The organism is Bradyrhizobium betae (genome assembly GCF_004123905.1).
GTDB lineage: Bacteria > Pseudomonadota > Alphaproteobacteria > Rhizobiales > Xanthobacteraceae > Bradyrhizobium > Bradyrhizobium betae_A.
Map to the genome: position 1 here is coordinate 117,448 of NZ_MZXW01000035.1, position 22,856 is coordinate 140,303.

At 64.5% G+C, this 22,856-nt stretch carries 23 protein-coding genes; 14 read left to right on the plus strand and 9 right to left on the minus strand.

What is annotated here, in order from left to right:
- Position 1: 1 nt before the first annotated feature.
- The 4 genes from B5V03_RS25635 to B5V03_RS25650 are packed head-to-tail and all read left to right on the plus strand — an operon-like array spanning position 2 to position 3,676.
- A complete protein-coding gene (locus tag B5V03_RS25635) occupies positions 2–1,039 on the plus strand; it encodes an NAD-dependent epimerase/dehydratase family protein (protein WP_129273155.1) in 1,038 nt (345 codons plus the stop codon).
- Entirely contained in the window at positions 1,026–1,847 is an 822-nt protein-coding gene (locus B5V03_RS25640; protein WP_129273156.1) for a GNAT family N-acetyltransferase, read from the plus strand. The genes B5V03_RS25635 and B5V03_RS25640 overlap by 14 nt, the downstream gene beginning before the upstream one ends.
- Before the next feature lie 6 nt (positions 1,848–1,853).
- On the plus strand, positions 1,854–2,909 hold the full coding sequence (locus B5V03_RS25645) for a dihydrodipicolinate synthase family protein (protein ID WP_129273157.1): 1,056 nt from the start codon (positions 1,854–1,856) through the stop codon (positions 2,907–2,909).
- A complete protein-coding gene (locus B5V03_RS25650) occupies positions 2,897–3,676 on the plus strand; it encodes an ABC transporter ATP-binding protein (protein WP_129273158.1) in 780 nt (259 codons plus the stop codon). Before B5V03_RS25645 ends, B5V03_RS25650 begins: the two co-directional genes overlap by 13 nt.
- Positions 3,677–3,873: 197 nt before the next feature.
- Here B5V03_RS25650 and B5V03_RS25655 read toward each other — a convergent pair whose 3' ends face one another.
- Both B5V03_RS25655 and B5V03_RS25660 read right to left on the minus strand, forming a co-directional pair.
- Complete coding sequence (locus B5V03_RS25655; protein ID WP_129273159.1) at positions 3,874–4,965, minus strand: TRAP transporter substrate-binding protein; 1,092 nt, start codon at positions 4,963–4,965, stop codon at positions 3,874–3,876.
- Between the two features lie 151 nt (positions 4,966–5,116).
- Complete coding sequence (locus B5V03_RS25660; RefSeq protein ID WP_129273160.1) at positions 5,117–5,668, minus strand: MarR family winged helix-turn-helix transcriptional regulator; 552 nt, start codon at positions 5,666–5,668, stop codon at positions 5,117–5,119.
- Positions 5,669–6,116: 448 nt separating this feature from the next.
- Here B5V03_RS25660 and B5V03_RS25665 point away from each other — a divergent pair, with 448 nt between their 5' ends.
- Complete coding sequence (locus B5V03_RS25665) at positions 6,117–7,973, plus strand: tannase/feruloyl esterase family alpha/beta hydrolase (RefSeq protein WP_164988280.1); 1,857 nt, start codon at positions 6,117–6,119, stop codon at positions 7,971–7,973.
- Positions 7,974–8,137: 164 nt separating this feature from the next.
- On the opposite strand, the gene B5V03_RS25670 is transcribed toward B5V03_RS25665, so the two are convergent.
- Both B5V03_RS25670 and B5V03_RS25675 read right to left on the minus strand, forming a co-directional pair.
- The gene (locus tag B5V03_RS25670; RefSeq protein WP_129273161.1) at positions 8,138–8,395 is read right to left on the minus strand and encodes a hypothetical protein; all 258 of its coding nucleotides are present in this window, start codon (positions 8,393–8,395) and stop codon (positions 8,138–8,140) included.
- Positions 8,396–8,474: 79 nt separating this feature from the next.
- Entirely contained in the window at positions 8,475–9,425 is a 951-nt protein-coding gene (locus tag B5V03_RS25675) for a DUF2778 domain-containing protein (protein ID WP_164988334.1), read from the minus strand.
- 200 nt (positions 9,426–9,625) lie between these two features.
- On the opposite strand from B5V03_RS25675, the gene B5V03_RS25680 reads away from it, so the two are divergent.
- Positions 9,626–10,063 carry a DUF1810 domain-containing protein gene (locus tag B5V03_RS25680; RefSeq protein WP_129273163.1) on the plus strand — a complete coding sequence of 146 codons (438 nt, stop codon included), beginning with the start codon at positions 9,626–9,628 and terminating at the stop codon, positions 10,061–10,063.
- 100 nt (positions 10,064–10,163) lie between these two features.
- A complete protein-coding gene (locus B5V03_RS25685; protein ID WP_129273164.1) occupies positions 10,164–12,245 on the plus strand; it encodes a methyl-accepting chemotaxis protein in 2,082 nt (693 codons plus the stop codon).
- A 9-nt stretch (positions 12,246–12,254) separates the two neighbouring features.
- On the opposite strand, the gene B5V03_RS25690 is transcribed toward B5V03_RS25685, so the two are convergent.
- Complete coding sequence (locus B5V03_RS25690; protein ID WP_129273165.1) at positions 12,255–12,845, minus strand: NADPH-dependent FMN reductase; 591 nt, start codon at positions 12,843–12,845, stop codon at positions 12,255–12,257.
- Positions 12,846–12,882: 37 nt separating this feature from the next.
- A complete protein-coding gene (locus tag B5V03_RS25695; RefSeq protein WP_129273166.1) occupies positions 12,883–13,830 on the minus strand; it encodes an AraC family transcriptional regulator in 948 nt (315 codons plus the stop codon).
- Between the two features lie 302 nt (positions 13,831–14,132).
- Between B5V03_RS25695 and B5V03_RS25700 the strand changes: the two genes are divergently transcribed.
- The 3 genes from B5V03_RS25700 to B5V03_RS25710 are packed head-to-tail and all read left to right on the plus strand — an operon-like array spanning position 14,133 to position 16,739.
- On the plus strand, positions 14,133–15,230 hold the full coding sequence (locus tag B5V03_RS25700) for a DUF2336 domain-containing protein (protein WP_129273167.1): 1,098 nt from the start codon (positions 14,133–14,135) through the stop codon (positions 15,228–15,230).
- Positions 15,227–15,559: a PilZ domain-containing protein gene (locus B5V03_RS25705; protein ID WP_129273168.1), complete on the plus strand. Its 333-nt coding sequence runs from the start codon at positions 15,227–15,229 to the stop codon at positions 15,557–15,559. The genes B5V03_RS25700 and B5V03_RS25705 overlap by 4 nt, the downstream gene beginning before the upstream one ends.
- Before the next feature lie 58 nt (positions 15,560–15,617).
- Positions 15,618–16,739, plus strand: a complete 1,122-nt coding sequence (locus B5V03_RS25710; RefSeq protein WP_129273169.1) for an HD-GYP domain-containing protein — start codon at positions 15,618–15,620, stop codon at positions 16,737–16,739.
- Positions 16,740–17,108: 369 nt separating this feature from the next.
- Here the strand turns inward: B5V03_RS25710 and B5V03_RS25720 are convergent, their stop codons facing one another.
- Entirely contained in the window at positions 17,109–17,786 is a 678-nt protein-coding gene (locus B5V03_RS25720; protein ID WP_129273171.1) for a nitroreductase, read from the minus strand.
- Positions 17,787–17,913: 127 nt separating this feature from the next.
- On the opposite strand from B5V03_RS25720, the gene B5V03_RS25725 reads away from it, so the two are divergent.
- Positions 17,914–18,876: an alpha/beta hydrolase gene (locus tag B5V03_RS25725; RefSeq protein WP_129273172.1), complete on the plus strand. Its 963-nt coding sequence runs from the start codon at positions 17,914–17,916 to the stop codon at positions 18,874–18,876.
- A gap of 49 nt (positions 18,877–18,925) precedes the next feature.
- On the opposite strand, the gene B5V03_RS25730 is transcribed toward B5V03_RS25725, so the two are convergent.
- The gene (locus tag B5V03_RS25730; protein ID WP_129273173.1) at positions 18,926–19,297 is read right to left on the minus strand and encodes a nuclear transport factor 2 family protein; all 372 of its coding nucleotides are present in this window, start codon (positions 19,295–19,297) and stop codon (positions 18,926–18,928) included.
- A gap of 106 nt (positions 19,298–19,403) precedes the next feature.
- Here B5V03_RS25730 and B5V03_RS25735 point away from each other — a divergent pair, with 106 nt between their 5' ends.
- The 3 genes from B5V03_RS25735 to B5V03_RS25745 all read left to right on the plus strand — a co-directional run bounded on the left by B5V03_RS25735 (position 19,404) and on the right by B5V03_RS25745 (position 21,662).
- Positions 19,404–19,967, plus strand: coding sequence for a TetR/AcrR family transcriptional regulator (locus B5V03_RS25735; protein WP_129273174.1), 564 nt, complete (start codon positions 19,404–19,406; stop codon positions 19,965–19,967).
- A gap of 104 nt (positions 19,968–20,071) precedes the next feature.
- Positions 20,072–20,320 carry a hypothetical protein gene (locus tag B5V03_RS25740; protein ID WP_129273175.1) on the plus strand — a complete coding sequence of 83 codons (249 nt, stop codon included), beginning with the start codon at positions 20,072–20,074 and terminating at the stop codon, positions 20,318–20,320.
- A 250-nt stretch (positions 20,321–20,570) separates the two neighbouring features.
- Complete coding sequence (locus tag B5V03_RS25745) at positions 20,571–21,662, plus strand: type II asparaginase (protein WP_129273176.1); 1,092 nt, start codon at positions 20,571–20,573, stop codon at positions 21,660–21,662.
- 96 nt (positions 21,663–21,758) lie between these two features.
- On the opposite strand, the gene B5V03_RS25750 is transcribed toward B5V03_RS25745, so the two are convergent.
- Complete coding sequence (locus B5V03_RS25750) at positions 21,759–22,634, minus strand: MBL fold metallo-hydrolase (RefSeq protein WP_129273177.1); 876 nt, start codon at positions 22,632–22,634, stop codon at positions 21,759–21,761.
- Between the last annotated feature and the right edge of the window lie 222 nt (positions 22,635–22,856).

The window sequence follows — 22,856 nt, forward strand, 5'->3', positions numbered from 1 at the left end:
GATGCTGCTCACCCGCCAGACGCTGCCGAAGACCATTCCTGATATCGCAGCGCTCGACGATCTCCTGTGCCGTCCCTCTCAGGCGCTGATCGACGACCTCGCCAAGGTCGAGGGCGACATCATGATTTTGGGTGTTGCCGGCAAGATGGGACCGACGCTGGCTGGTCTGGCGAAAGCCGCCGCGCCGGATCGCCGCGTCATCGGCGTCGCCCGCTTCAGCGAAGCCGGTATCAAGGAATGGCTGCACGCCCGCGGCGTCGAGACCATCAATTGCGACCTGATGGACGAGACCGCCATTGAGGCGCTGCCGAAGGCACCGAACATCATCTTCATGGCCGGCCGCAAATTCGGCGCCGAGGGCGATCTGTCGCTGACCTGGGCGATGAATGCGCATGTGCCGGCGCTGGTCGCGCAGGCCTTCCCGTCGTCGCGGATCGTGGCGTTCTCGACCGGCTGCATCTATCCGTTCGTGCCCGTCGACGGCAAAGGCTCGACCGAGGACATGGCGCCGAACCCGCCCGGCGAATACGCCCAGTCCTGCGTCGGCCGCGAGCGCATGTTCGAATATTTTTCGCGCAAGTTTTCGACGCCCGGCCGGCTGTTCCGCCTCAACTACGCGATCGACATGCGCTACGGTGTGCTGCACGACATCGCGACAAAAGTGCTGACGGGCACGCCGATCGACGTCAGCCTCGGCCATGTCAATTTCATCTGGCAGGGCGATGCCTCCGCGCAGGCGCTGCGGTGCCTCGCGCATTGCACGGCGCCGACCACGCCGATCAACGTCAGCGGCCACGAGATCCTTGCGGTGCGCGATCTCGCGGCAAAATTCGGCGCAAGGTTCGGCCGCGCGCCGGTGCTATCAGGCAAGGAGGAACCGACGGCGTGGCTCACGGATACCTCCAAGGCGGTCGAGCTGTTCGGCCTGCCGGTGGTCGACACCGAGCAGTTGATCGCCTGGACCGCCGACTGGGTCTCGCGCGCCATGCCGAGCCTCGGCAAGCCCACCAAATACGAGGTGCGCGATGGACGCTACTGACGGCCCGCCCATCCTCAAGCTCGGCGTCGATGATGCGATCGCCGGGCTCGTGCTGTCGACGGAAGCGCACTGGAACCAGACCGAGGAGGACTGGCGCGTCTTCCTGCACGATGGCGTCGTGTTCGGAATCCGCGACGGGATGCGGCTGGTCGCCACGGCCGCGCTGCTGCCCTATTCCGGCAACAACGCCTGGATCAGCATGGTGCTGGTATCAGGCACGCATCGCCGTCGCGGCTTCGCCACGCGTCTCGTCGATGCCTGCCTGGAAACGGCGCGCAGGAACGGCCTGACCAGCTGGCTCGACGCCACGCCCGACGGTGCCGCCGTCTACGGCCCACTCGGCTTCACGCCGACCCTGCAATTGCGCCGGCTCAAGCTGGTGAATCCGGCCCGAGCGGAAGCGCCACCAACGTCATCCGCGACCATCGATGCATTGCGTGCGCGGGACCGGCGGGCCACCGGTTTCGACCGGACCGCGCTCCTGACCGCCTTCGCGCAGCGCTCGGGCTCGCGCATCGTCTCCGCGCATGGCGCCATCGCGCTGGTTCGCGACGGCCGGACCGCCCGCCATATCGGCCCGCTATTTGCCGACAACGCCGCGGCCGCGATGGCCCTGGTTCATGCGATCGCGCGATCCGAGACCGGCCCGCTTCTGGTCGACGCCATCGCATCACAATCCGCATTCCTGGAAGGATTGACCGCATCCGGCTGGACCATCGAGCGTCCGTTCCAGCGCATGCGGTTCGGCCCTGCCACCGCCATGGCTGAGGAAATGCCGTTCGCCGTCGCCGGCCCTGAATTCGGATAGGACATCATGCACCACAGCCAGATCAACGCCGACATCCGCAAGCTGATCGCCGAGGGCACCGTGATGCCGGCGCATCCGCTGGCGCTCACCGCCGAGCGCGAGCTCGACAAGACTTATCAGCGCGCGTTGACGCGCTATTACATCGACGCCGGCTCAGGCGGCCTTGCCGTCGGCGTGCACACCACGCAATTCGCAATCCGAGATGTCGGCCTTTATCGTCCCGTGCTCGAGCTCGCCGCCGAGACCGCCGCGAACTGGACCAGGCGTCCGCTGGCGATGGTTGCGGGCCTCGCCGGTCCAACCAATCAGGCGACCACGGAAGCCCGTACCGCGCGCGACATCGGCTATCACGCCGGGCTCCTCAGCCTCGCCGCGATGAGGAGCGCCTCCGAGGACGAGATCATCGCGCATTGCACGGCCGTCGCCGCCGAGATCCCGTTGGTCGGCTTCTATCTTCAGCCGGCGGTCGGCGGCGTCATCCTGTCGAGCCGATTCTGGCAGCGCTTTGCCTCGATCGACAACGTCATCGCCATCAAGATCGCGCCGTTCAACCGCTACCGTACCCTCGATGTGCTGCGCGGTGTCGCCGCAGCCGGCGCGCTCGACCGCGTCGCGCTCTACACCGGCAATGACGATCACATCCTGCTCGATCTGATGCTGCCGTTCGATTTGCGTGACAAGGGCGTCACCACCCGCACCTATTTCAAAGGCGGCCTGCTCGGCCACTGGTCGGTCTGGACCGCGAGCGCAATCCAACAGTTCGAGCGCTGCAAACAGGCGCGGCACAAGGACAACGTGCCAGCCGATCTGCTCGCGCTCGATGCCCGCGTCACCGATTGCAACAGCGCCTTCTTCGACGTCGCCAACAATTTTCACGGCTGCATCGCCGGCTGTCACGAGATCTTGCGGCGCCAGGGCCTGCTGAAAGGTCTGTGGTGCCTCGATCCCAACGAGGGTCTCAGCCCCGGCCAGAAGGAGGAGATCGATCGCGTCACGCGCGAGCATGCCGACCTCAGCGACGATGCCTTCGTCGCCGCCAATTTGAACAAATGGCTGGCATGACGGACGGGCCCTTCATCAGCCTGCGCGGCGTCCGAAAAGTCTATCGCAGCGGCGGCGCCGAATTCCTGGCGGTGTCCGACGTCACCATGGACGTGCAGGAAGGTGAGCTGGTCTCGCTGGTCGGCCCGTCCGGCTGCGGCAAGACCACGGTGATGAAGATTCTTGCGGGCCTGCATAGTGCCGACGGCGGCACCGTCACAATCGGCAATGCCAACAGCCCGTTCGATCCGACCCGCGACATCGGCATGGTGTTCCAGCAGGCGCTGCTGCTGAAATGGCGGACCATTTTGGACAACGTGCTGCTGCCGGCCGAGATCGTGGGCCTACCGATGAAAGCCGCGCGCGAGCGGGCGCGCGATCTGCTCAATCTGGTCGGGCTTGCCGGCTACGAGCAGAAATATCCGCGCGAGCTCTCCGGCGGCATGCAGCAGCGCACCGCGATCGCGCGCGCCTTCATCCACGATCCAAAACTGATTTTGATGGACGAGCCGTTCGGCGCGCTGGACGCGCTGACGCGCGAGCAGATGAATCTGGAGATGCTGCGGATCTGGCGCGAGAGCGGCAAGACCATCATCTTCGTCACGCACTCGATCCAGGAAGCCGTATTCCTGTCCTCGCACTGCGCGGTGCTGACGGCGGGGCCGGCCAAGATGGCCGACTATTTCCCGATCGCCCTGCCCTTCCCGCGCGACCTGCCGCTGAAGACGACGGATGCGTTCGGTGCCTATGCGAGGCGGATTTACGCGAAGCTGGGCCTCAGTTCGTAGGATCACTAAGGCAGACCCGTCATCCTGAGGTGCGCGGCCCGCAACGCGAAGCGGCGCGGGCCAAGCCTCGAAGGATGCACGGCCTCCGCTGCATCCGGGCCGTCGTCCTTCGAGGCTCGTCCTGCTTTGCAGGACGAGCACCTCAGGATGACCGGGATCGGTCCAGGCGCACCTCTCCGCGCACCCGCGGCTTGCTCTCAGCTCTTGTTACGCATCTTGCTGAGCAGATAATTGTCGTAAAAATTCTCCGCGATCTGCGTATAGAACAGCAGCTCCTTCATATAGGCGTCGTGGCTGTCCTTAGTGCGCTTGAACAGATCGCTCTTGGCGGCGAGCTCGTTCAGGTGCTCCTGGGTCGCGTTGTAGCAGGCTTCCAGCACCGGCTGCGGGAAGGCCTTCAGCTCGGCGCCGTTGGCGATCAGCCGCTTCAGCGCCGCCGGATTCACGCTGTCGTATTTTTCGAGCATCCATGCACCGGCCGCAGACGCAGCCTGGTTGACGACGGCCTGGTACTGCTTCGGCAGGCTCGCCCATTTCTCGTCATTGACGATCATGTGCAGCATGGCGCCGCCTTCCCACCAGCCCGGGAAGTAATAGTATTTTGCGACCTTCTGGAAGCCGAGCTTCTCGTCGTCATAGGGACCGACGAACTCGACCGCGTCGAGCGAGCCCTTCTCCAGCGCCGCATAGATGTCGCCGCCGGCGAGCTGCTGCGGCACCACGCCAAGCCTGGCCAGCACATGGCCGCCCATGCCGGCGATGCGGAATTTGAGGCCCTTGAGATCATCGACGGTCTTGATCTCCTTGCGGAACCAGCCGCCCATCTGGGTGCCGGAATTGCCGCAAAGGATGGCGTGCGTCTTGAAGGGTTTGAGCGCCTCGTTGGTCAGCTCGGCGCCGCCGCCAAAGTGCCACCAGGATTCCTGATGGCGATGGTTCATGCCGAACGGCGCGCCGGTGGCATAGGCCAGCGCCGGCTCCTTGCCGATGTAGAAATACAGCGGCGTCTGCGCCATCTCGACGGTAGAGACGCTGACGGCGTCGAGCGCCTGCAGGCCGGGGACGAGCTCGCCGGCGGCAAAGGTCTGGATCTGGAATTTGTTGTCAGTGGCTTCCGCGACGTATTTCGCAAAGGTCTGCGCGGTGCCGTAGATGGTGTCGAGCGACTTCGGGAAGCTCGAGGTCAGGCGCCATTTGATCTCGGGCGCGCTCTGCGCGATCGCAGGGGCTGCAACCAGCGTCGTCGCGCCGGCAACCGCGCCGCCCTTGAGGAATGTACGGCGTTCCATGATGGGGTCTCTCCCTTGAAGTCAGGCTTGAAATGGGTGGCGTAAGCCACGGTCTTCGCGGACCGTTTGCCCGTTCCAGCCACGCAGTTCAAGCCACGATAGTTCAAGCCAAGATAAAGAAGGGGTGACCTGCCAGATCAGGCCGGCGCGCTCAGGCATCCCCGACGAAGGTCGACAGCGCCCGCTGCAATTCCTTGTAGGCGCGCGGTCCGATCTTGGCCGCGAGCGCCTTGTCGCTTGCGGCGGCCGCCGGCCTCAGCCGGCCCAGCAGTGCCGTGCCAGTATCGGTCAGATAGAGCACGTAATAGCGGCGGTTGACCGCCGACGCGCTGCGCCGCACCAGGCCACGGCCTTCCAGATGGTCCACCAGCCTGCCGAGCCCGGCACGTTCGATCGACAACAGCTGCGCGACGGCAAGCTGATTGACGCCGGGATTGGCGTCGATCACGCAGAGCACGGAAAATTGGGCAGGGCTGATTTCGAAGGCCGCCAGTTGCCGGCTGAACTCCTTGAAGATCCAGAGCTGCGCGCGACGGATGGAATAGCCCAGCAGTTGCGAAAGGTCGCCGAGGGCAAGCGGTTTCGCCCGGGTCGAGGTCGCGCCGGACGCGGCGCGCGGCACTGAGCGCTGCGGCTTTGTCGTGCGTGCCGCCCGCTGCGGTCCCGCGATCCGTTTCCTCACCCGTGCCTTGGCTGGCCGCATCGACGCGCATCTTTCGCAGAGCCGATGCAGGCGCATCCGGCCGTGACTGGAGGATTCGGACAGCGAGACTAACGCAACGCATTCGAATCGAGAAGCCGGGCGAAACTTCGTTCCGCGCCTACAGCTTCCACGACAGGTTGCATGGCAATATCGCGCAATGCGGCATGTTGACACGGCAACATCGCTTGCCTAAGGATCGTGAAAGTCCGCCGTAACACGAGCGGGTTTAAGGGGAGCGAACGTCCGTGCCGTCATCTGGGGTGGGCACCGATCCGCATGCCACAGCGCATCGCGGCGGACTGGTTTTGCACGCAACTGCGTTGCAGCGCATCGCGAGCGCGTTTCTCCCAACAGCAATTCTACAAAGGTTTCCAGCAACGCGTCGCCAACCGGCGAGGCGTCGGACGCTTTCGTTCAATCATCAACGTTGAAACCGGGAGGGCATGACATGAAACGACTTTTCCTCGCCTCGACGATCATCGCCACATGGGCGTCTCTCGGCGCCCATGCCGCCGCACACGGGCTGCCACCGGCCGGCGTCGCGCCGCGCGCGTCCTGTACCGCCCTCACCGGCCTCACCTTGCCGAACACGCAGATCCTGAGCGCGACGCAGAAGTCGGGCTATTGCAACGTCATCGGCATCATCAACAAGCGCGTCTCGACGCAGGACCCCGATCATTTCACCTACGGGATCGGCTTTGCGCTCAACCTGCCCAACACCTGGCATGGCCGCTTCGAGATGATGGGCGGCGGCGGCACCGACGGCAGCCTCAATGCCGATCCGCAAGGTGCGGCCGGCGTCGAGCTCGGCCAGGGCTGGGCTGTCGCCGCCGATGACGGCGGCCACGAAGACAACGCCGCCAATGTCGTCGGCGGACATCAGGACGACGATGCCAATGCCGGAGGCTCCGCGCATTTCGCCATCGACGCCCAGGCGCGCCGCGACTACGGCTACAACGGCATCGAGAAAACCGCGACGACCTCGAAGCAGATCATCTCCTATTTCTACGGCTTCGAGACCGTCAATTCCTACATCATGGGCTGCTCGAACGGCGGCCGCGACGCCATGGTGGCGTCGCAGCGCTTCCCCTGGCTGTTCGACGGCGTGATCTCGCAAAATCCCGGCTTCAACCTGCCGCAGGCGGGCCTCGCGGAAGCCTGGAACGAGCAGGTGCTCGGCACCCTCGCAACCAGCAACGACGTCAACGGACAGCCGTTCATCCCCGACACGTTCCCCGTGCAGGATCTCCAGGTGGCTTCCGCCGCGATCCTGAGCGCCTGCGACGCGCTCGATGGCCTCGTTGACGGCATCATCGACAATTACCACGCCTGCACGGCCAAGAAGGTCTATCCGGCGCTTGCCAGCTACACCTGCGGCTCCGGCTCGCACGGCAGCACGCCGCATGGCGGCACCTGCCTCACCAGCAAGCAAGTCGACGCGCTCAAGAAGATCTATGCCGGGCCGGTCAACTCGCGAGGACAGCGGCTCTATTCGAACTGGTTCTGGGATGCCGGCATCTGGACGCCGCCCACCGCGCCCGGCGCGGGCTGGCAACTCTGGAACGTCGTCACCGCACCGGTGCCTGGTGTCAACACCGCCATCAACCTGACGCTCGGCGCAGGCGCGATCCCGATGATCTTCCAGACCCCGCCCGTCGTCACGCCGGTCAACGGGCCGAACGGCCAGGAAGCCTTCGTGTTCAAATTCAACTTCGACACCGACGCGCCAAAAATCTTCACCAAGACCCAGGCCTATCCCGAAAGCAGCATGGACTTCATGGCCGCCGTCTCGACCGATCTGCGGCCGTTCAGGGCGCGCGGCGGCAAGCTGATCATCTCCTCTTCCGTCAATGACGGCATCTTCTCGGGGGCTGCGATCGCCCGCTGGTATCGCCACATGGACCGACACATGAGCGGTCGTGCGACCGATTTCGCGCGGTTGTTCATGGTGCCGAACATGGCCCATTGCGGCGGCGGCGCGGCCACCACGAGCTTCGCCGGCAACCAGCTCAAGGCCATCACCGACTGGGTCGAGCACGGCATCGCGCCGGAACGCATCGTCGCGGCCAATACCAACGCCACCTCGCCTTATCCTGCCGGCGGACTGTTCGATCCGCGCATTGCCATGAACTTTCCGGCCAGTGGCACGCGGCCGCTCTGCGTCTATCCGAAGATCGCGGCCTACAAGGGCAGCGGCCTGACCAACGACGCCGGCAGCTTTGCCTGCATCGACCCCGGTTTCAGGCCGGGCGGCGACCACGACTTCCACGATGACGACGACGGGCACGGCGACGACAGGCATTGATCGTCGAATACTCTTGTGCCCCGGACGCAGCGCAGCGCTTCTTCAGCGTTGCGCTGCGTCCGGGGCCCATGCTTCCACTGGCTCTGTGATCTCTGGGTCCCGGCTCTGCGCAGCAGCGTTGCACGCTGCAGCGCGTCCGGGACTCGCCGACTATAAAGGCACCCTCAGAGCAGCTTCGCGCTCACCAGCAGGGCGCGCACGGCGTTGGTCGCCTGCACCGCAAGCATCGCATTGCCGGCAGCACCTTCCAGCGCCGCAACCGCGTCCTCATGCAGGGCGCGGAATTCCATCCACTCGACCGACTTGAAGTTGGTGAGAAACTGATAGGCTTGGCCGACGGTCGCGATCGCCAGCGTATCGCCGTTCAGCTTGATCTTGAACGTCGTGCGCAGCGGGGTCTCTGAATTTTGCGGATCACTCATGGGCTGCTTCTGGACGATGACGGCTTAACGAAGGGACAACGGCAGCCCCGCCGCGGCAGGCAAACGTCGGATATCGAAATCAGGAATCGGTGCTCGCGCGCTGCGCGGCAACCGCCGATCCGCTGAGGCTCGGCACCACGACCAGGCGGTTGAACTCGCCATTGTCATAGGCCTTCATGAATCGATCATAGTCCTTGATCGAAACGCAACCGTTGGAATCGCCGCGCGGCCCGAGCATGAAATTGTGGGTGAGCAGGCCGACACGGCCGAGCGCACTGGTGCCGTCAGTAGGCGTCAGGCGCAGCGCGCGGACGCCATGGAACAGCTTTTCGCGCGGCTTCAAATCGTAGGTCGCAGGCGGGGTCGCGCCAACCATGCGCTGGTCGACATGCTGAGGATCATCCATCAGCGCGCCCATGCCTGAATGCGCCTCCAGCGCGATGCCGCTCGGCAAATAAAGCGCCTTGGCCGAGATGTCATAGACCGCGGTGCGCGAATCGTAGCCGAGAGCCACGAGATCCGGCGCCCTGCCGAGCAGACCGTCGCCAGGCGTCAGCGAAGCCAGTCTGATCTTGTCAGTGAATTTTTCGAAGAAGTTGCGGTTGTCGACCCTGGGGTTGGCTTCGGCAAAGGCCTGGCTCGAGGCGATCTGGGAAGCGAAGTCCGCCTGGGTCGGGCGCGAGCGCGGCATCGGCACGACGTCGGCGCGCTGCGACGGCCTCGTCTCCTCAACCACATGCCGGTCGTCCTCGGTCAAGGTCGAGCGCCAGTCGTTGCCCTGGAGTTTCTCGGTCAGCATCGCCTTGGCATCGCGCAGCTTGATCTGGACCGCATTCACGGCGGAGCGCTCCAGCGTCCGCAGCCCGATGTCGCGCGCGGACGGATTACCCGACAGCGAGGTGAAACGGTCTTCAAAGGACGGTGCATTGGACGGCGGCAACGCGGCAGAGATCAGCGGGGTCGAGTCGCCGATGTCAGCGACCCAGGCGGCGGCCCCCAGCGCCAGCGCGACGGCCGCCAAAGACAGCAGAATCGTCTCCGCTCGCCCAATACGGCGGCGCGACAACAGCCTCTCGGCGCTTGCGCGGTCGGAAACCATCAGATCCCCAAATCGACCCCCGGGGGTACCCACCCCCACCCGGAGACTCTATACCAGCTACCACATTGGGAGCCAAAAGTTAGGCAGAATCGCGACCGGCAAGGTCCGGAAAGCCACCCAGGGGGTACCCAATGCCCGATCCTTTCGATCTAGACCGCTTCATCCAGGCCCAAAATCCGGTTTTTCGCGCCGTCCAGGGGGAGCTGGCCCAGGGGCGGAAGCAAAGCCACTGGATGTGGTTCGTCTTCCCGCAGATCGCCGGCCTCGGCTTCAGCGCCATGTCCAGGCGCTACGCCATCGGCTCCCGCGCGGAGGCGGTGGCCTATCTCGCCCACCCCGTCCTCGGCCCGCGCCTGATCGAATGCACCCGCCTCGTGCTCGCGGTCGAGGGGCGCACCATCAACGCCATCCTCGGCGCGCCCGATGATGCCAAATTCCGCTCGTCGATGACGTTGTTCGGCGAGGTGTCCGACCAGCCGGTTTTCGGCGAGGCCCTCGCCCGCTATTTCGCGGGCGAACGCGACGACGCGACGCTGGAGATCCTGGCGACCCTTGATCGAAAGGCCTAGCTGACCTGCGTATCGCGGCAGGCAGCATAAACCCGCGATTAATACGCTCCCCCTATTTTTCGGAGAATATCTTTCTCCCTGCGCAATTGCCGGACAGATCATGAAAATCGGTACGCTCCTGACCACGGCCATCGTCTCGCTCTCGACTGTCGGCGGCGGCCTCGCCGTCTACGTCGCCGTGACGAAGTACCAGACCATGGACAGGATCACCGAGGCGCAGGGGCGGCTTGCGATCGTCCGCGCCGTCAGCGACATCCCGCGCTATCTCAACCCCGAGCGCGGCTTTGCCACCAACATCCTCTACGGGCCCGCGACCTACGACCCCGTGCAGCTCTCCGAGCACGACAAGCTGCGCAAGCAGACCGACGGCGCCCGCGACAGGATGAACGCGCTGCGCAAGGAGCTGCCGGGTCCGTTCGACGACGGCAGCACCATCGGCGGCAACATCGACGGCATCAACTCGAAATTCAGCGCGCTGCGCGAGGCCATCGACAAGGCGATGGCGGGACCGGCAGAGACGCGCAAGGACGCCGCCAAGAAGATCGTCGCCGACAACGCCGTGCTCAACGGCGGCGTGACCGCCCTGCTCAACGAGCAGGTCCGCCGCATGGCGATCCTCAACGGCGACGCCTACCGGCAGGCCAGCTACGCCAACATCGCGATGACATTGCGCGACGTCGGCGGCTTCAACTCAAGCCTGCACAAGAATCTCGTCGGCGGCAAGAAACCGGCGACCGACGCGGAGAAGGCCGACATCACCCGCTCGCAGGGCCGCAACGACCAGATCGTGATGTCGCTTCAGGAGCTGCGTGGCAACCCGTCAACTCCGGCGAACGTCGCCGCGGCACTGGAGAAGTTCAACGCGATCTATATCGAGGAGTTCGGCCGCGAGCTCAAGCTGGTGAAGGAAGGCGCGATCAGCGGCAAGTACGAACACGACGTCGACACCTATTACACCGCCACGCAGCGGGGCCTCAGCACCATCATCGACGTCCGCGACGCCTTCTATGACAACGCCGAACAGATTCTCGCCGGCGCCTCCTCCGCCGCGCGCACCAGCTTCACCATCGCCCTCGTCGGCCTCCTCGCCGTGCTGATCGCCAGTGCCGGTCTCATCGTCATGGTCCGCCGCCGCGTTTGCGCTCCGATCGTCAGCCTGACGAGCCGGATGTCGCGGCTCGCCGACGGCGACGTGACGGAAGAGATCCCCGGCGCCGCGCGCTCCGACGAGATCGGCGCGATGGCCGCCGCCGTCCAGGTGTTCAAGGACAGCATGATCCGCGCCGAGCGGCTGGCAGCCGAGAAGCAGATCGAGAACGACGGCAAGATGCGCCGCGCCCAGGCGCTCGACGGCCTCACCCGCGCCTTCGAGGCCAAGGTCACTGAACTGGTCGGCGGCCTGTCGAGCGCCTCCTCCACCATGGAAAGCACGGCGCAGTCGATGACCTCGACCGCAGCCCAGACCAACAGCCAGGCCGCAATCGTCGCCGCCGCCTCCCAGCAGACCTCGACCAACGTGCAGACGGTCGCGAGCGCCACGGAAGAGCTGACATCGTCGATCTCCGAGATCGGCCGCCAGGTCGCACAATCCACCGAGATCGCGGCCCGCGCCGTCGACAACGCCCGCCGCACCGGCGACACCGCCCGCGCGCTCGCCGAGGGCGCGCAGAAGATCGGCGACGTCGTCACGCTGATCCAGAGCATCGCCGAGCAGACCAACCTGCTCGCGCTCAACGCGACCATCGAAGCCGCCCGCGCTGGCGATGCCGGCCGTGGCTTTGCCGTCGTCGCCTCCGAAGTGAAATCGCTGGCCGGACAGACCGCCAAGGCCACCACCGAAATCTCCGAGCAGATCTCGGCGATCCAGACCGCAAGCGACGAGACCGTGACCGCGATCCGCAACGTCGCCGACGTCATCGCCGAGATCGACCAGATCGGCACCGCGATTGCCGCCGCCATCGAGGAACAGGGCTCGGCGACCCGGGAGATTTCGCGCAGCGTCCAGGAGGCCGCCCGCGGCACCCAGGAGGTCAACACCAACATCACGGGCGTGCAGCGCGCCGCCGACGACACCGGTGCTGCCGCGAGGGAAGTGCTGGGCGCCGCCGAGCAGCTCTCGACGCAATCGCGCGATCTCGCCGGCCAGTTCGACCGCTTCCTCGGTGAGGTCAGGGCGGCGTAAGACGCCCTCTCAGTAAGGCGGCGCCTTGCGCGCCCGCTGCGCTTTCGCAGCCTCGATCCACCACTGGAGATCATCGGCAAAGCGCGGGAACGAGCGCTCCAGCGCCTTGCCGCCCTCGCCGATCGGCTCGCTTTCGGCCGAAAGCGTCTGTGCGATCGGGCCGACGCCAATGGTGCTCGACACCACCACCATGCCCATCTCCGACAGCGTGCCGTGCCAGGCAGTCGAGGCGCGCGCGCCGGACAGGCGGCCGGCGGAGTAGCTCACGATCGCGGCCGGCCGCCAGAACCATTCTTCGAGGAAATGGTCGGTGAGGTTCTTCAGGCCGGGCTGGATGCCCCAATTGTACTCGCCGGTGACGAACACAAAACCGTCTGCGCCGCGGATCTGCCCGGCCAGCTTCTCCAGCGCCTCGGGCGCTGCGCCCTTGGGATGTTCCTTGTACATGCGGTCGAGCATCGGCAGGCCGATCGCCTTGGCGTCGATGAACTCGACCTCCTCGCCGCGCTTGCGCAGGCGATCGATGACGAAGTTCGCAAGGCGGATGCCCATGCGGTCGGAACGGTAGGAACCGTAGAGGACGAGGATGCGATTGCTCATGGGCAGAAGCTAGCACAAACCCGGTCGCCTTGTCGCGCTATCGCCGGCGTCCGTGCTCCAGGGTTTCCGATGGCGCCTCGCCAAACTGGTCGCGGTAGCTTCGGGAGAAATCGCTGAGATGCCAGAAGCCGAGCGCCAGCGCGACGGCTTTTACGCTCTCGGCGCCGGCGAGCAGCCTCCGGCGCACCAGCCACAGACGCCGCAGGCGCAAATAGCGATGCAGGCTCATGCCGCGATAGCGGCGGACGACGTCATGCAAGGTGCGGACTGACAAATTGAGCTTGCGCGCGATCTCCTCGCTGTAGATCGGCTGCGAGAGGTCGTCGGACAACAGCGCGCGGATGTCCTGGAATATCCTGAAGTTCCGCTCGTCATTGGGATGCAGGATCCATCGCGCGGAAACGACGCTTTCGAACGCGTCGTCGACGGCGCTGAGCAGCGACTCCTTCATGGCCGCGGCCTTCAATGGCATCTCCGATGCACCGATGGGGTCCGACGCAGCGGCCAGCACCTCCCGGACCACGCTGCGCAGCCGGTTCAGGCCCGCGGCCGTCGTTTCGAAAATCTTGAAGCTCGTGATCGCCTGAGGCCAGCCGCGATCCGTCACCTCCGGCCTGAAGATCACCGAGGCAATTTCCCGCTGCACCTCCTCGATGGTGGTGTAGGCGGCGCCGCCGCTGCCGATGACGACGACCGGCCGGGCGCGTTGCGAACCATTGAAGCGGATGGGCACGTTGAGGTCGTCCATCGTGAACCCGATCGCCGTGCAATTCTCGACGAGCTGCGCGTCAACCACGCGGGGAAACGCCCTGGTCAGATTCACGTCGCAGCCGGGCAGCGACAAAATGCGCTGCTCAGCCGAAATCTTCCGTACGAAAGGCGTGAACTCGAAGTTCAGGCCGCGTATGGCATTCCGAAATTCGTCGACATCGGAGAAGCGAAATATCTTTGGCGCCAACCCGGGCGCATCATCATTGCTGTTCATGACAAATGAAAAACCGCGTCAGAAAACGACGCGTGTCCGGCAATAGCGCCGACTGAATTCGCCCCTTTCGGTTGTCCCATAAGACCGAAAGAATCATCCTGACTACACGCAGTAGTTGACGATCGTCCCGTTCAAAGGACAAGTCGCTGCATCAAGCCTCGCCAAATTTCGATATCGTTTCCAGTAATGTGAGAGGTGTATTAATACCCAAACGCTCAGGATCTAAATTTCGAATTAACACGTATAGGATGCAATGACGGTCGTCGGATAGTTGAAATTTATTTTGAGTACAGGCCCCTGCCATGATGGCAAATTCGCCTGCTGATATTCTGGCTGAACTGGAAGAGGCGGTCGCAACCTGTCCGCTGGATCGCTGCGCTCGCATCCTGTCCGGCATTGTGCAGTTGCTCACTAGCAGCCGCGACAGGCCTCAGGAACTGCTTGCAGGCGTCGTCGACGGCGTTCTGCTGCGATTGACGGAACGGGTCGAGGCCCGCGCACTGGCTCAGCTCAGCACCACGCTGGCCGAGCTCGAGGTCGCTCCGCCCGAGACATTGCGACGTCTCGTCTCACACGACGACCCCGATGTGGCGTGTCCGGTCCTGCTCAAATCCCAGGCAGTCTCAGCGGCGGATCTCGCCGCAGTCGCGGCCTCCTGCGGCGAGCGGCAGCAACGCGCGATCGCGGCTCGCAACTCGATCGAGCCTGTTGTGACCGAGGCGCTGATCGCGCGCGGCGGACCGATCTGCCTCGCGTTGATCAGCAACCCCGGAACCAAATTCTCCGAGGCGGCCTATGCCGCGCTGATCGCCAGGGCTGAGCAGAATGGCGAGATCATGAAGGCGCTGGCGCTGCGGCCCGGCACACCCGACCTGGTCGTGCGGAAGCTGCTCGCGGCCCCTCCCGGCCAGAAGGCGGCGGCCAAGCCCGGTGCATCCGCCGCCCCGCCAATGCAAGACATGGCGCCAAGACGGCCCTGCGCCGCCGACTACGCAAGCGCCAGGCCGGAGATCGTCGCGCTCAACCGCGTCGGCAAGCTCAACGATTCCACCGTGAACCGTTTCGCGATCCGCGGCGAGACCGCCAATCTCTTCACCGCGCTGTCGGTGCTGTCGGGCGCGCCGCTCGAGATCGTCGAGCATGTCGTGACCGACGACGATTGCGAGGGCCTGGTAATGGCCTGCCGTGCGTCGCGGCTGAACTGGGCGACCACGCTTGCGATCCTGAGCAACCGCAGCGGCGCGCGGCTCTCCTTCGCGGAGCGCGAACGCGCGCAACTCCTCTTCGAGACACTTCTTCTGTCGACCAGCCAATGGTCCGTGCGTTGGGGGGAAATCGCAGCATGTGCCGGGACAAGCGATCTGGGAAATCGCGGCATGAAGATAGGGGTTAACCGATGAAGTTCAACGGCCGCAAAGCGTCGCGCGTGAAAATGGACCACAAACAGCCGGTCCATCTGATGGGCTCGGACGGCACCTGGCAGCGCAGCTGCCTGCTGCTCGATGTGTCGCAGACCGGTGCCAAGCTCGAGGTCGAGGGCACGCTCGACGTGCTCCAGGCCAAGGAATTCTTCATGCTGCTGTCCTCGACGGGCCTTGCCTATCGGCGCTGCGAACTGGTCTGGATCGACGGCACCATTGCCGGCATCCATTTCATCAACGCAGACGGCAAGCGGAAGCTCGCAAGCCCACGACCGGCCACCACGCAGAATGTCGCTCAGAGCAAGTAGATTCGAACATTTCAACCCGCGCATCGAACGCCACTAACGTCAACGTCCAGGTCAGACCGTGCAGAAGGCGCGAACCATACAAAACCCCGTCGATCGCGTCGGCGGCATCCGGGCAACGGAAGCAGCCCGCCCGCTCGTGCAGGTGCTGGCCGACACCTCCGACAAATTGTCGAGCGTTCGCTCGATCCTCGAGGAGAAGTTCACCGTTGCGGGCGAACGGCTCGACGCCGACTCCAGGCTGACGCAGGTGCCGTCCGCCATCGTCGTCCGCGCCGAGTTGCGCGACATCGACAACATCGCGGCCATCAAGAAGCGCGCCGGCAAGCTCGCGAAGGCCAGGAAGCGCATCTTCCTGCTCGAGCACACCTCTCACGTCGGCATTTCGCAGGCCTATGCGCTCGGGGCAACACTCGTCCTTCCCGGCACGGTCAACCGGATCAAATTGCTGGCGGCACTGACCGATCCGCCCGACGGCGCGACCGCTCCGTCGGGCGGTGCGAAGCAGCCGGACAATGCCGTCGAGACCGCGGCGACCGCGATCGCATCGATGTTCATGTCCGTCACCCTCGGCCAGCCGCTCGATGTCGACGGCACCAGGGACGCCGGCCGCCAGATCGCCGACCGCATCACCCAGCATGGCCTGTCGGAATGGCTCATGACAGTGCGGCGCCACCACGAGGGAACCTATCAGCATTGTCTGCTGGTCACCGGCGTCGCCATCGACTTCGGCTTGAGCCTCGGCGTCGGCAGAGCCGATCTGGAGCGCCTATATACGGCGGCGATGTTCCACGACATCGGCAAGGCCCAGATCCCGCTCGCCATCCTCGACAAGCCCGGCCGCCTCGACGCCGAGGAGCGCGCCATGATCGAAACCCATCCGGCCGCTGGCTTTGCCTTCCTGAAGGGCCACGACAAGATCTCACCCGAGATTCTCGACGCCGTGCGCCATCACCACGAATTTCTCGACGGCAGCGGCTATCCGGATGGACTCTGCGCCGAAAGCATCGGCGACATCGTGCGCATTCTCACCATCTCGGACATTTTTGCGGCGCTGATCGAGCACCGGCACTACAAGCCGACGATGCCGCGCAACGACGCTTACAACATTCTCTGCGGAATGAGCGGGAGGCTGGAGAAGGCGCTGGTGCGGTCATTCAAGCAGGTAGCGCTCACGCGGTGAGCGCGGCAAACGCCTCTTCAACCCGACCTAATGCGTCGCGCGATATCTGGCGGGACGCGGAATGGAGCGACAGGCCAATCCTTCCGCAAGCAGCTTCATGTCCTCGCGTCTGCCACTGCGGATAAGCCTCGAGAGCTCTTCGGGTGTGAAGGGAAGACTTGGATCATGATCGATCGTGTGCCGCGGTCGCGGACCGAACAACCGTCGAACCAGGCTAGCCAGCCGCCGCATGTCAATTCCCTCGCGCCAGCAACAAACCTTTCAGTCCGCATATTGTTCCTCCCGCACGATCGAGATTGCAAGAGGCAGCAACGAGTCCACACCAAAAATTTCCGCGAGAGAATAATCTCCTCCGCGCGAGTCGGCGCATCAGTCGGCAAAGCCGACATAGCGCACGAAATCGTCATTGCCCTCGCGTTCGGAGCGAACCGCGTTCGCGGCAAAGTTGTCGTCGGGATAGCCCATCGCGACGCAGGTCATGATGACCTCGTCCTCCGGAATGTTGGCGACCTCGCGCACGATGTCCGATCGCATGATGCCCTGCCCGTTGATGACGGAGCCGAGGCCGCGGTCCCACGCGGCGAGCACGATGCCGTAGCAGAGCGCGCCGAGATCGAAATGGCAGACCGCGCCGGGATCGAGCACGCGGTCATAGGTCAAGACCAGCGAGACCGGCGCGTCGAACTGGCGGAAGCCGCGCAGCACCCAGTCCTGGCGCATCGGCTTGTCGTCGCGCGCGATCCCCATCGCGCTGAACAATTGCTTGGCGATGTCGACCTGCCGGGTGCGGTGAACGCCCTGATACTCGCCATGGCTGATGATGTCGCGCTTGACCTTGGCGCCGCCGACCATCTCCTCCATGTTGCGGCGGCGCACCTCTTCCAGCGGACCGCCTGTGAGCACATGGACATGCCAGGGCTGCGTGTTCATCGACGACGGCGCACGCTTGGCGCTGTCGATGATCGCCTCGATCACCGCGCGGGATACCTGCTCGTTCTTGAAACCGCGCACGCTGCGGCGCGACTGGACCAGCGTTTCGAATTCCACCTGTTTGGCCTCCCTGCCCGTTCATCCCACGGCATTGCAATTGTAACGCGTAACCGGTTGCCGATGCTGTCAGCCAAATCTATGCTAACCCGCAAGCAAGACCAAGAACCCAGCGAGGACGTAAGCCATGCCCGCACCGCTCGATCCCGTCATCGCCCAGATCATTCCGCTGCTGCCGCTGCGCGATCCCGCGACGATGACGCCACAGAGCGCCCGCGATTCCTTGCGTGCACTGGCTGACTCGCGCGCGGCCGTGCCGCCGCCGCCGGTCGACACCGTGCAGAACATCAAGGTCGAAGGCGGCGCCAGCCCGCTCGATGCCCGCGTCTATCGCATCGGCAGCAATCGCGCGCCGACCGTGGTGTTCTTCCATGGCGGCGGCTGGGTCGCGGGCGATCTCGAGACCCATGACCGGCAGGCACGCAATCTCGCGATCGAGACCGGCGCCGTCGTGGTCTCCGTCGACTATCGGCGTCCGCCGGAAACGCGTTTTCCCGGCGCCTTCGATGACGCCTTTGCCGCCGCACGCGATGTGTTCAACCGGGTCGCGGAATTTGGCGGCGACGCGAGGCGCCTTGGCGTTGCCGGCGACAGCGCCGGCGGCAATCTCGCAGCCGCCACCGCAATTGCCTGCCGCGAAGCCGGCATCAGACTCGCCGCGCAACTGCTGGTCTATCCCGTCACCGACGTCGTCGGCCTCTATGCGGACGCGCGCGAGAACGCACGCTTTCCGTCGCGCACCGAGAACGCCGATGGCTACTTCCTCACGCGTGCCACGATGGAATGGTTTTGCGGCCATTATCTCACCGACCCCGGCCAGGCCGCCGACTGGCGCGTCTCGCCGCTGCGCGCCGCATCGCTGGCCGGCCTCGCGCCGGCGATCGTGACCACCGCCTGGTTCGATCCCCTGCGCGACGAGGGCGCGGCCTATGCGCGGGCGCTGGAGGCCGCCGGCGTGCGGGTCAAGCACCACGAGGGCGCCGGCCTGATCCATGGTTATTTCGGCCTTGGCGATACTTCCGAGGTCGCGCGGGCGGAAGCGCAGCGTGCGCGGGCCGACTTCAAGGCATTGCTCACGCGCGGCATCTGATGCAAGGGCTTGTGCGCTGAGGCGTTCGCCCTTCCGCACCCGCCAGCGATCAGCCCCTGCCGGCCGGCACCTCGAAGAAGCCGGTCGCCTGAATCAGCCGCCCGTCTTCGCCGAAACGGCCGAAGCTCTCGCCCTTGACGAACACGCGGCCGGCGCCGTCGTACATCGTCCAGCGGAACAGGCCCTGCTCGTGGTGCTCGAGGAAGCTGTCGTTCCTGAAAGAGGCACCGGGAAACTTGAGCTGGGTCTGACCAATGCGGGTCATCAGAGCGTCCCGCCCCTCAATCTGCGAACCGGGATCGGTGTAGGCGAAATTTGCGGTCACGCTTTGCGCAAGCAGGCGACGGCGCTCATCCTCGTCAACGGGGCCCCAGGCCGCTTGGTAGATGTTCCAGGTTCTCAGGCGGGCTTCATCATTCATCTGCAGTCCCTCACGGCATCGTCACTCTTACACATTGACATTTTTCGATATTTTGTCAATGATGACGGCATGACGTCTTGCAAGACGTCCAGATGGAGTGAAGGCCGTGCCTCATCCCCGTGCTTCAAAGGAGGAGCTTGCCGCCGCGGCTGCGACGGAGGTCTTCTCGCGCTACGGCTATGCCCGCACCACCATGGGCGACATCGCCGCGCGGGCCGGAATCTCCAGGCCCGCGCTCTATCTGCTCTTCCCCGACAAGGATGCCGTGTTCGCCGCGGCGATCCGGAGAATGGACGAGCAAAAACATCGCGAGATCAAGGCGGCCCTTGCCGGACTGGACGGACTTCACGCCAGGCTGCTCCACGCCTGCAAATCCTGGGGGTGCCATGGGTTCGACCTGATCGAGGCGCATCCCGATTCGGCAGACCTGTTCGACCTGCGTTTCCCCGCGGTCCGGAAGGTCTACGACAATTTTCAGGCGCTGGTCACCGACCTCATCCGTGACCAGGTGCGGTCGGCGGGGATTGCGGACACGCCCGAGGTACTGGCGCGATGTCTGGTCTTCGGCATGCGGGGGCTGCGCGAAACGGCAAGGAACGGCAAGGACATGGGGCGCCTGATCGCGGTTCAGGTCGCGATGCTCCTCAGAAGCATCGGTGATCATTCTTGAGACCGCGCCGATCGCAAAATCGACGAGGTGTCCCGATCCTGCTTGATTGCGCCACGATTCCAGTCTCCAATTCGCGCGCTATCTTTTGGTTTAGGGAGACACCCATGATGAAACGGATTTTCCTGGCTGCGATCGTTGCCACCTTTGCAGCGGGCTCGGCCTTGGCGGACGACACATGCGAGAGCAAGGCGGTCGGCAAGGACGGCAAGGCGCTTGCCGGCGCCGCCAAGACCTCGTTCATGAAGAAGTGCAAGGCCGATGCCTGCGCGCCCAAGGCCGTCAGCGCCGACGGCAAGCCGCTCGCCGGCGCCGCCAAGAACAGTTTTATGAAGAAGTGCGAAGTCGGCGCGTAAGGCGCTGCGAATTCGCCGCTTCTTTAGCGAGCAATCGCCAAACGAACTGCCACATGGCCGGGCAAAAGCGCGAAGCGCGTCTTCGCGCAGATGTGCCGGCCATTCGCGTGCGTGCTTCCGTCTGCCCGGCGTCCAGATCAGATCATCCGAACGCATCGCCACGCTGGACAGGAGGCCTCGGCTGACGGATCATGCAGTGCTGAGCGAACCGGGGCGCATCGGCGAGGCTTTCTAGCAAAGGGATATCGAGATGTGGCAGTTTCGAGTGCGCGATCACATACTGGCGACAATGAGCTTGCTCTTCGCGTTGCTCATCAGTCTTGACGTCGCGAACGCAAGGGGCGCCGGTCTGCCCAACGTCATGGTGCTGGCCACCGGTGGCACGATCGCCGGCAGCGGCGCGAGCAGCACCACGGTGGTCGGTTACACCGCAGCCACGGTGGGCATCGAGACCCTCCTGAACGCCGTCCCCGAACTGAAAACGGTGGCGAACGTCAAGGGCGAGCAGGTCTTCCAGATCGCCAGCGAGAACATGAACAATGACTACTGGCTCAAGCTCGCCAAGCGCGTCAACACGCTCCTCGCGCAGGACGACGTCGATGGCATCGTGATCACGCACGGCACTGATACGATCGAGGAGACCAGCTATTTCCTGGACCTCGTCGTCAAGAGCAAGAAACCCGTCGTCATCGTCGGCGCGATGCGGCCGTCGACGGCGATCAGTGCGGATGGGCCGATCAACCTCTTCAATGCGGTGATCCTCGCAGGCAGTGAAGAAGCCGTCGGCAAGGGCGTGCTCGTTGCCCTCAATGATCAGATCAACGCGGCGCGCGATGTGACCAAGAACAACACCTCGACGGCGGACACCTTCCGCACGCCGGAACTCGGCTTTCTCGGCTACATGCAGGGCAACAAACCGTACTTCTATCGTCAATCGACGCGCCGGCACACGGCCGATTCCGAATTTGACGTCTCCAGCCTCGATGTCCTGCCGCAAGTCGACATCGTCTACGGCTATGCCAACATGAACCGGGTCGCGATCGACGCTTTTGTCGGCGCCGGAGCCAAGGGGATCGTGCATGCCGGCGTCGGCGACGGCAGCCTCGCCCGGCCCGCGGTCGAGCCGGCTCTCGACGAGGCCCGCAAGAAGGGTGTCGTGATCGTTCGCAGCAGCCGCGTCGGCAACGGCATCGTCGCGCGCAACGGCGAGGCCAAGGACGACGAACACGACTTCGTCGTCTCGGATACGCTCAATCCGCAGAAGGCGCGCATCTTGCTGATGCTGGCGCTGACCAAGACGACCGACACCAAGGAAATCCAGCGGATGTTCTACACTTACTAGACTATCCGAACCGTGCGCGCGCGGTAGCGCTCTCACAGACGCTCCACGATTTCGTCATGGCCGGGCTTGTCCCGGCCATGACGATGAGGAAACACTTCACTCCCGCTTGAACCGATAATCAAACGCCCCATCCAGCGGCTTGATCAGCCCGACCGTCGGCGCCGGAAAGTGAATCGGCAGGATCAGCGTGTCGGTGTCGGCGACGGAAGCAAAAACTTTTCGCCGCGACACTGCCGACTGTTTCGCATCCCAATCAGGCTTCGACGACCACTCGGGCTCGCGGCACTGGATCTGGTGATGCATGAGGTCGCCCGCGACCACTGCGCGCTGCCCTTTCGAGAAGATGTTGACGCAGCAATGGCAGGGCGAATGCCCTGGAGTCGGCGTCAGCGTCACGGTGTCGTCGAGCGCGTAATCATCATCCACGAGCAGCGCCTGCCCGGCCTCGACGATCGGCAGGCAATTGTCGCGAAACACCGTGCCGGGCGGATTGTTGCCCTTCGCGTTCTCGGCCTCCCAGGCCGCATACTCGCCCTTGTGAAACACGTATTTCGCGTTCGGGAACGTCGGCACCCAGCGGCCGTCGCGCAAGGTCGTGTTCCAGCCGGTGTGGTCGATGTGCAGATGGGTGCAGAAGACGTAGTCGATCTGCTCGAAGCCGATGCCGAGCGCGAACAGCTCGTTGCGCCAGCGCTCCTTGCCCGGGAAATCGAACGGCGGCGGGTGCCCCTTGTCCTCGCCGGTGCAGGTGTCGACCAAAATGGTGTAGCGCGGCGTGCGCACCACGAAGGTCTGGTAGGTGATCACCATCATGCCGCGCGTGGCGTCGAACACCTCCGGCTCCATGGTCGGCAGGTGCCGCTTGAACACGCTGTCGTCGTAAGCCGGAAAAAAATCCTGCGGCCGCCGCCACGGCCCCTCCCGCTCGATCACCGCATCGATGGTGATGTCGCCGATCCTGAGCTGCTTCACACGTTCACTCCCCAATTTTCGCAAGCGTAGCGAACCAGTTCACAGCGTTCAAGACGCATCACCGCTTGCCTGCACGGGCGAGTTCCCATCGCCGGCGCGACGCAGATATCAGTTGGACTCTCGCGACAGCTTCACGCAGCGACGCATATGCGTCGCCGAAGCGTCACACGCGCGTCGTCGGACACACTCGATAATCTCCGTGTCATCTTGAGATACACGCGC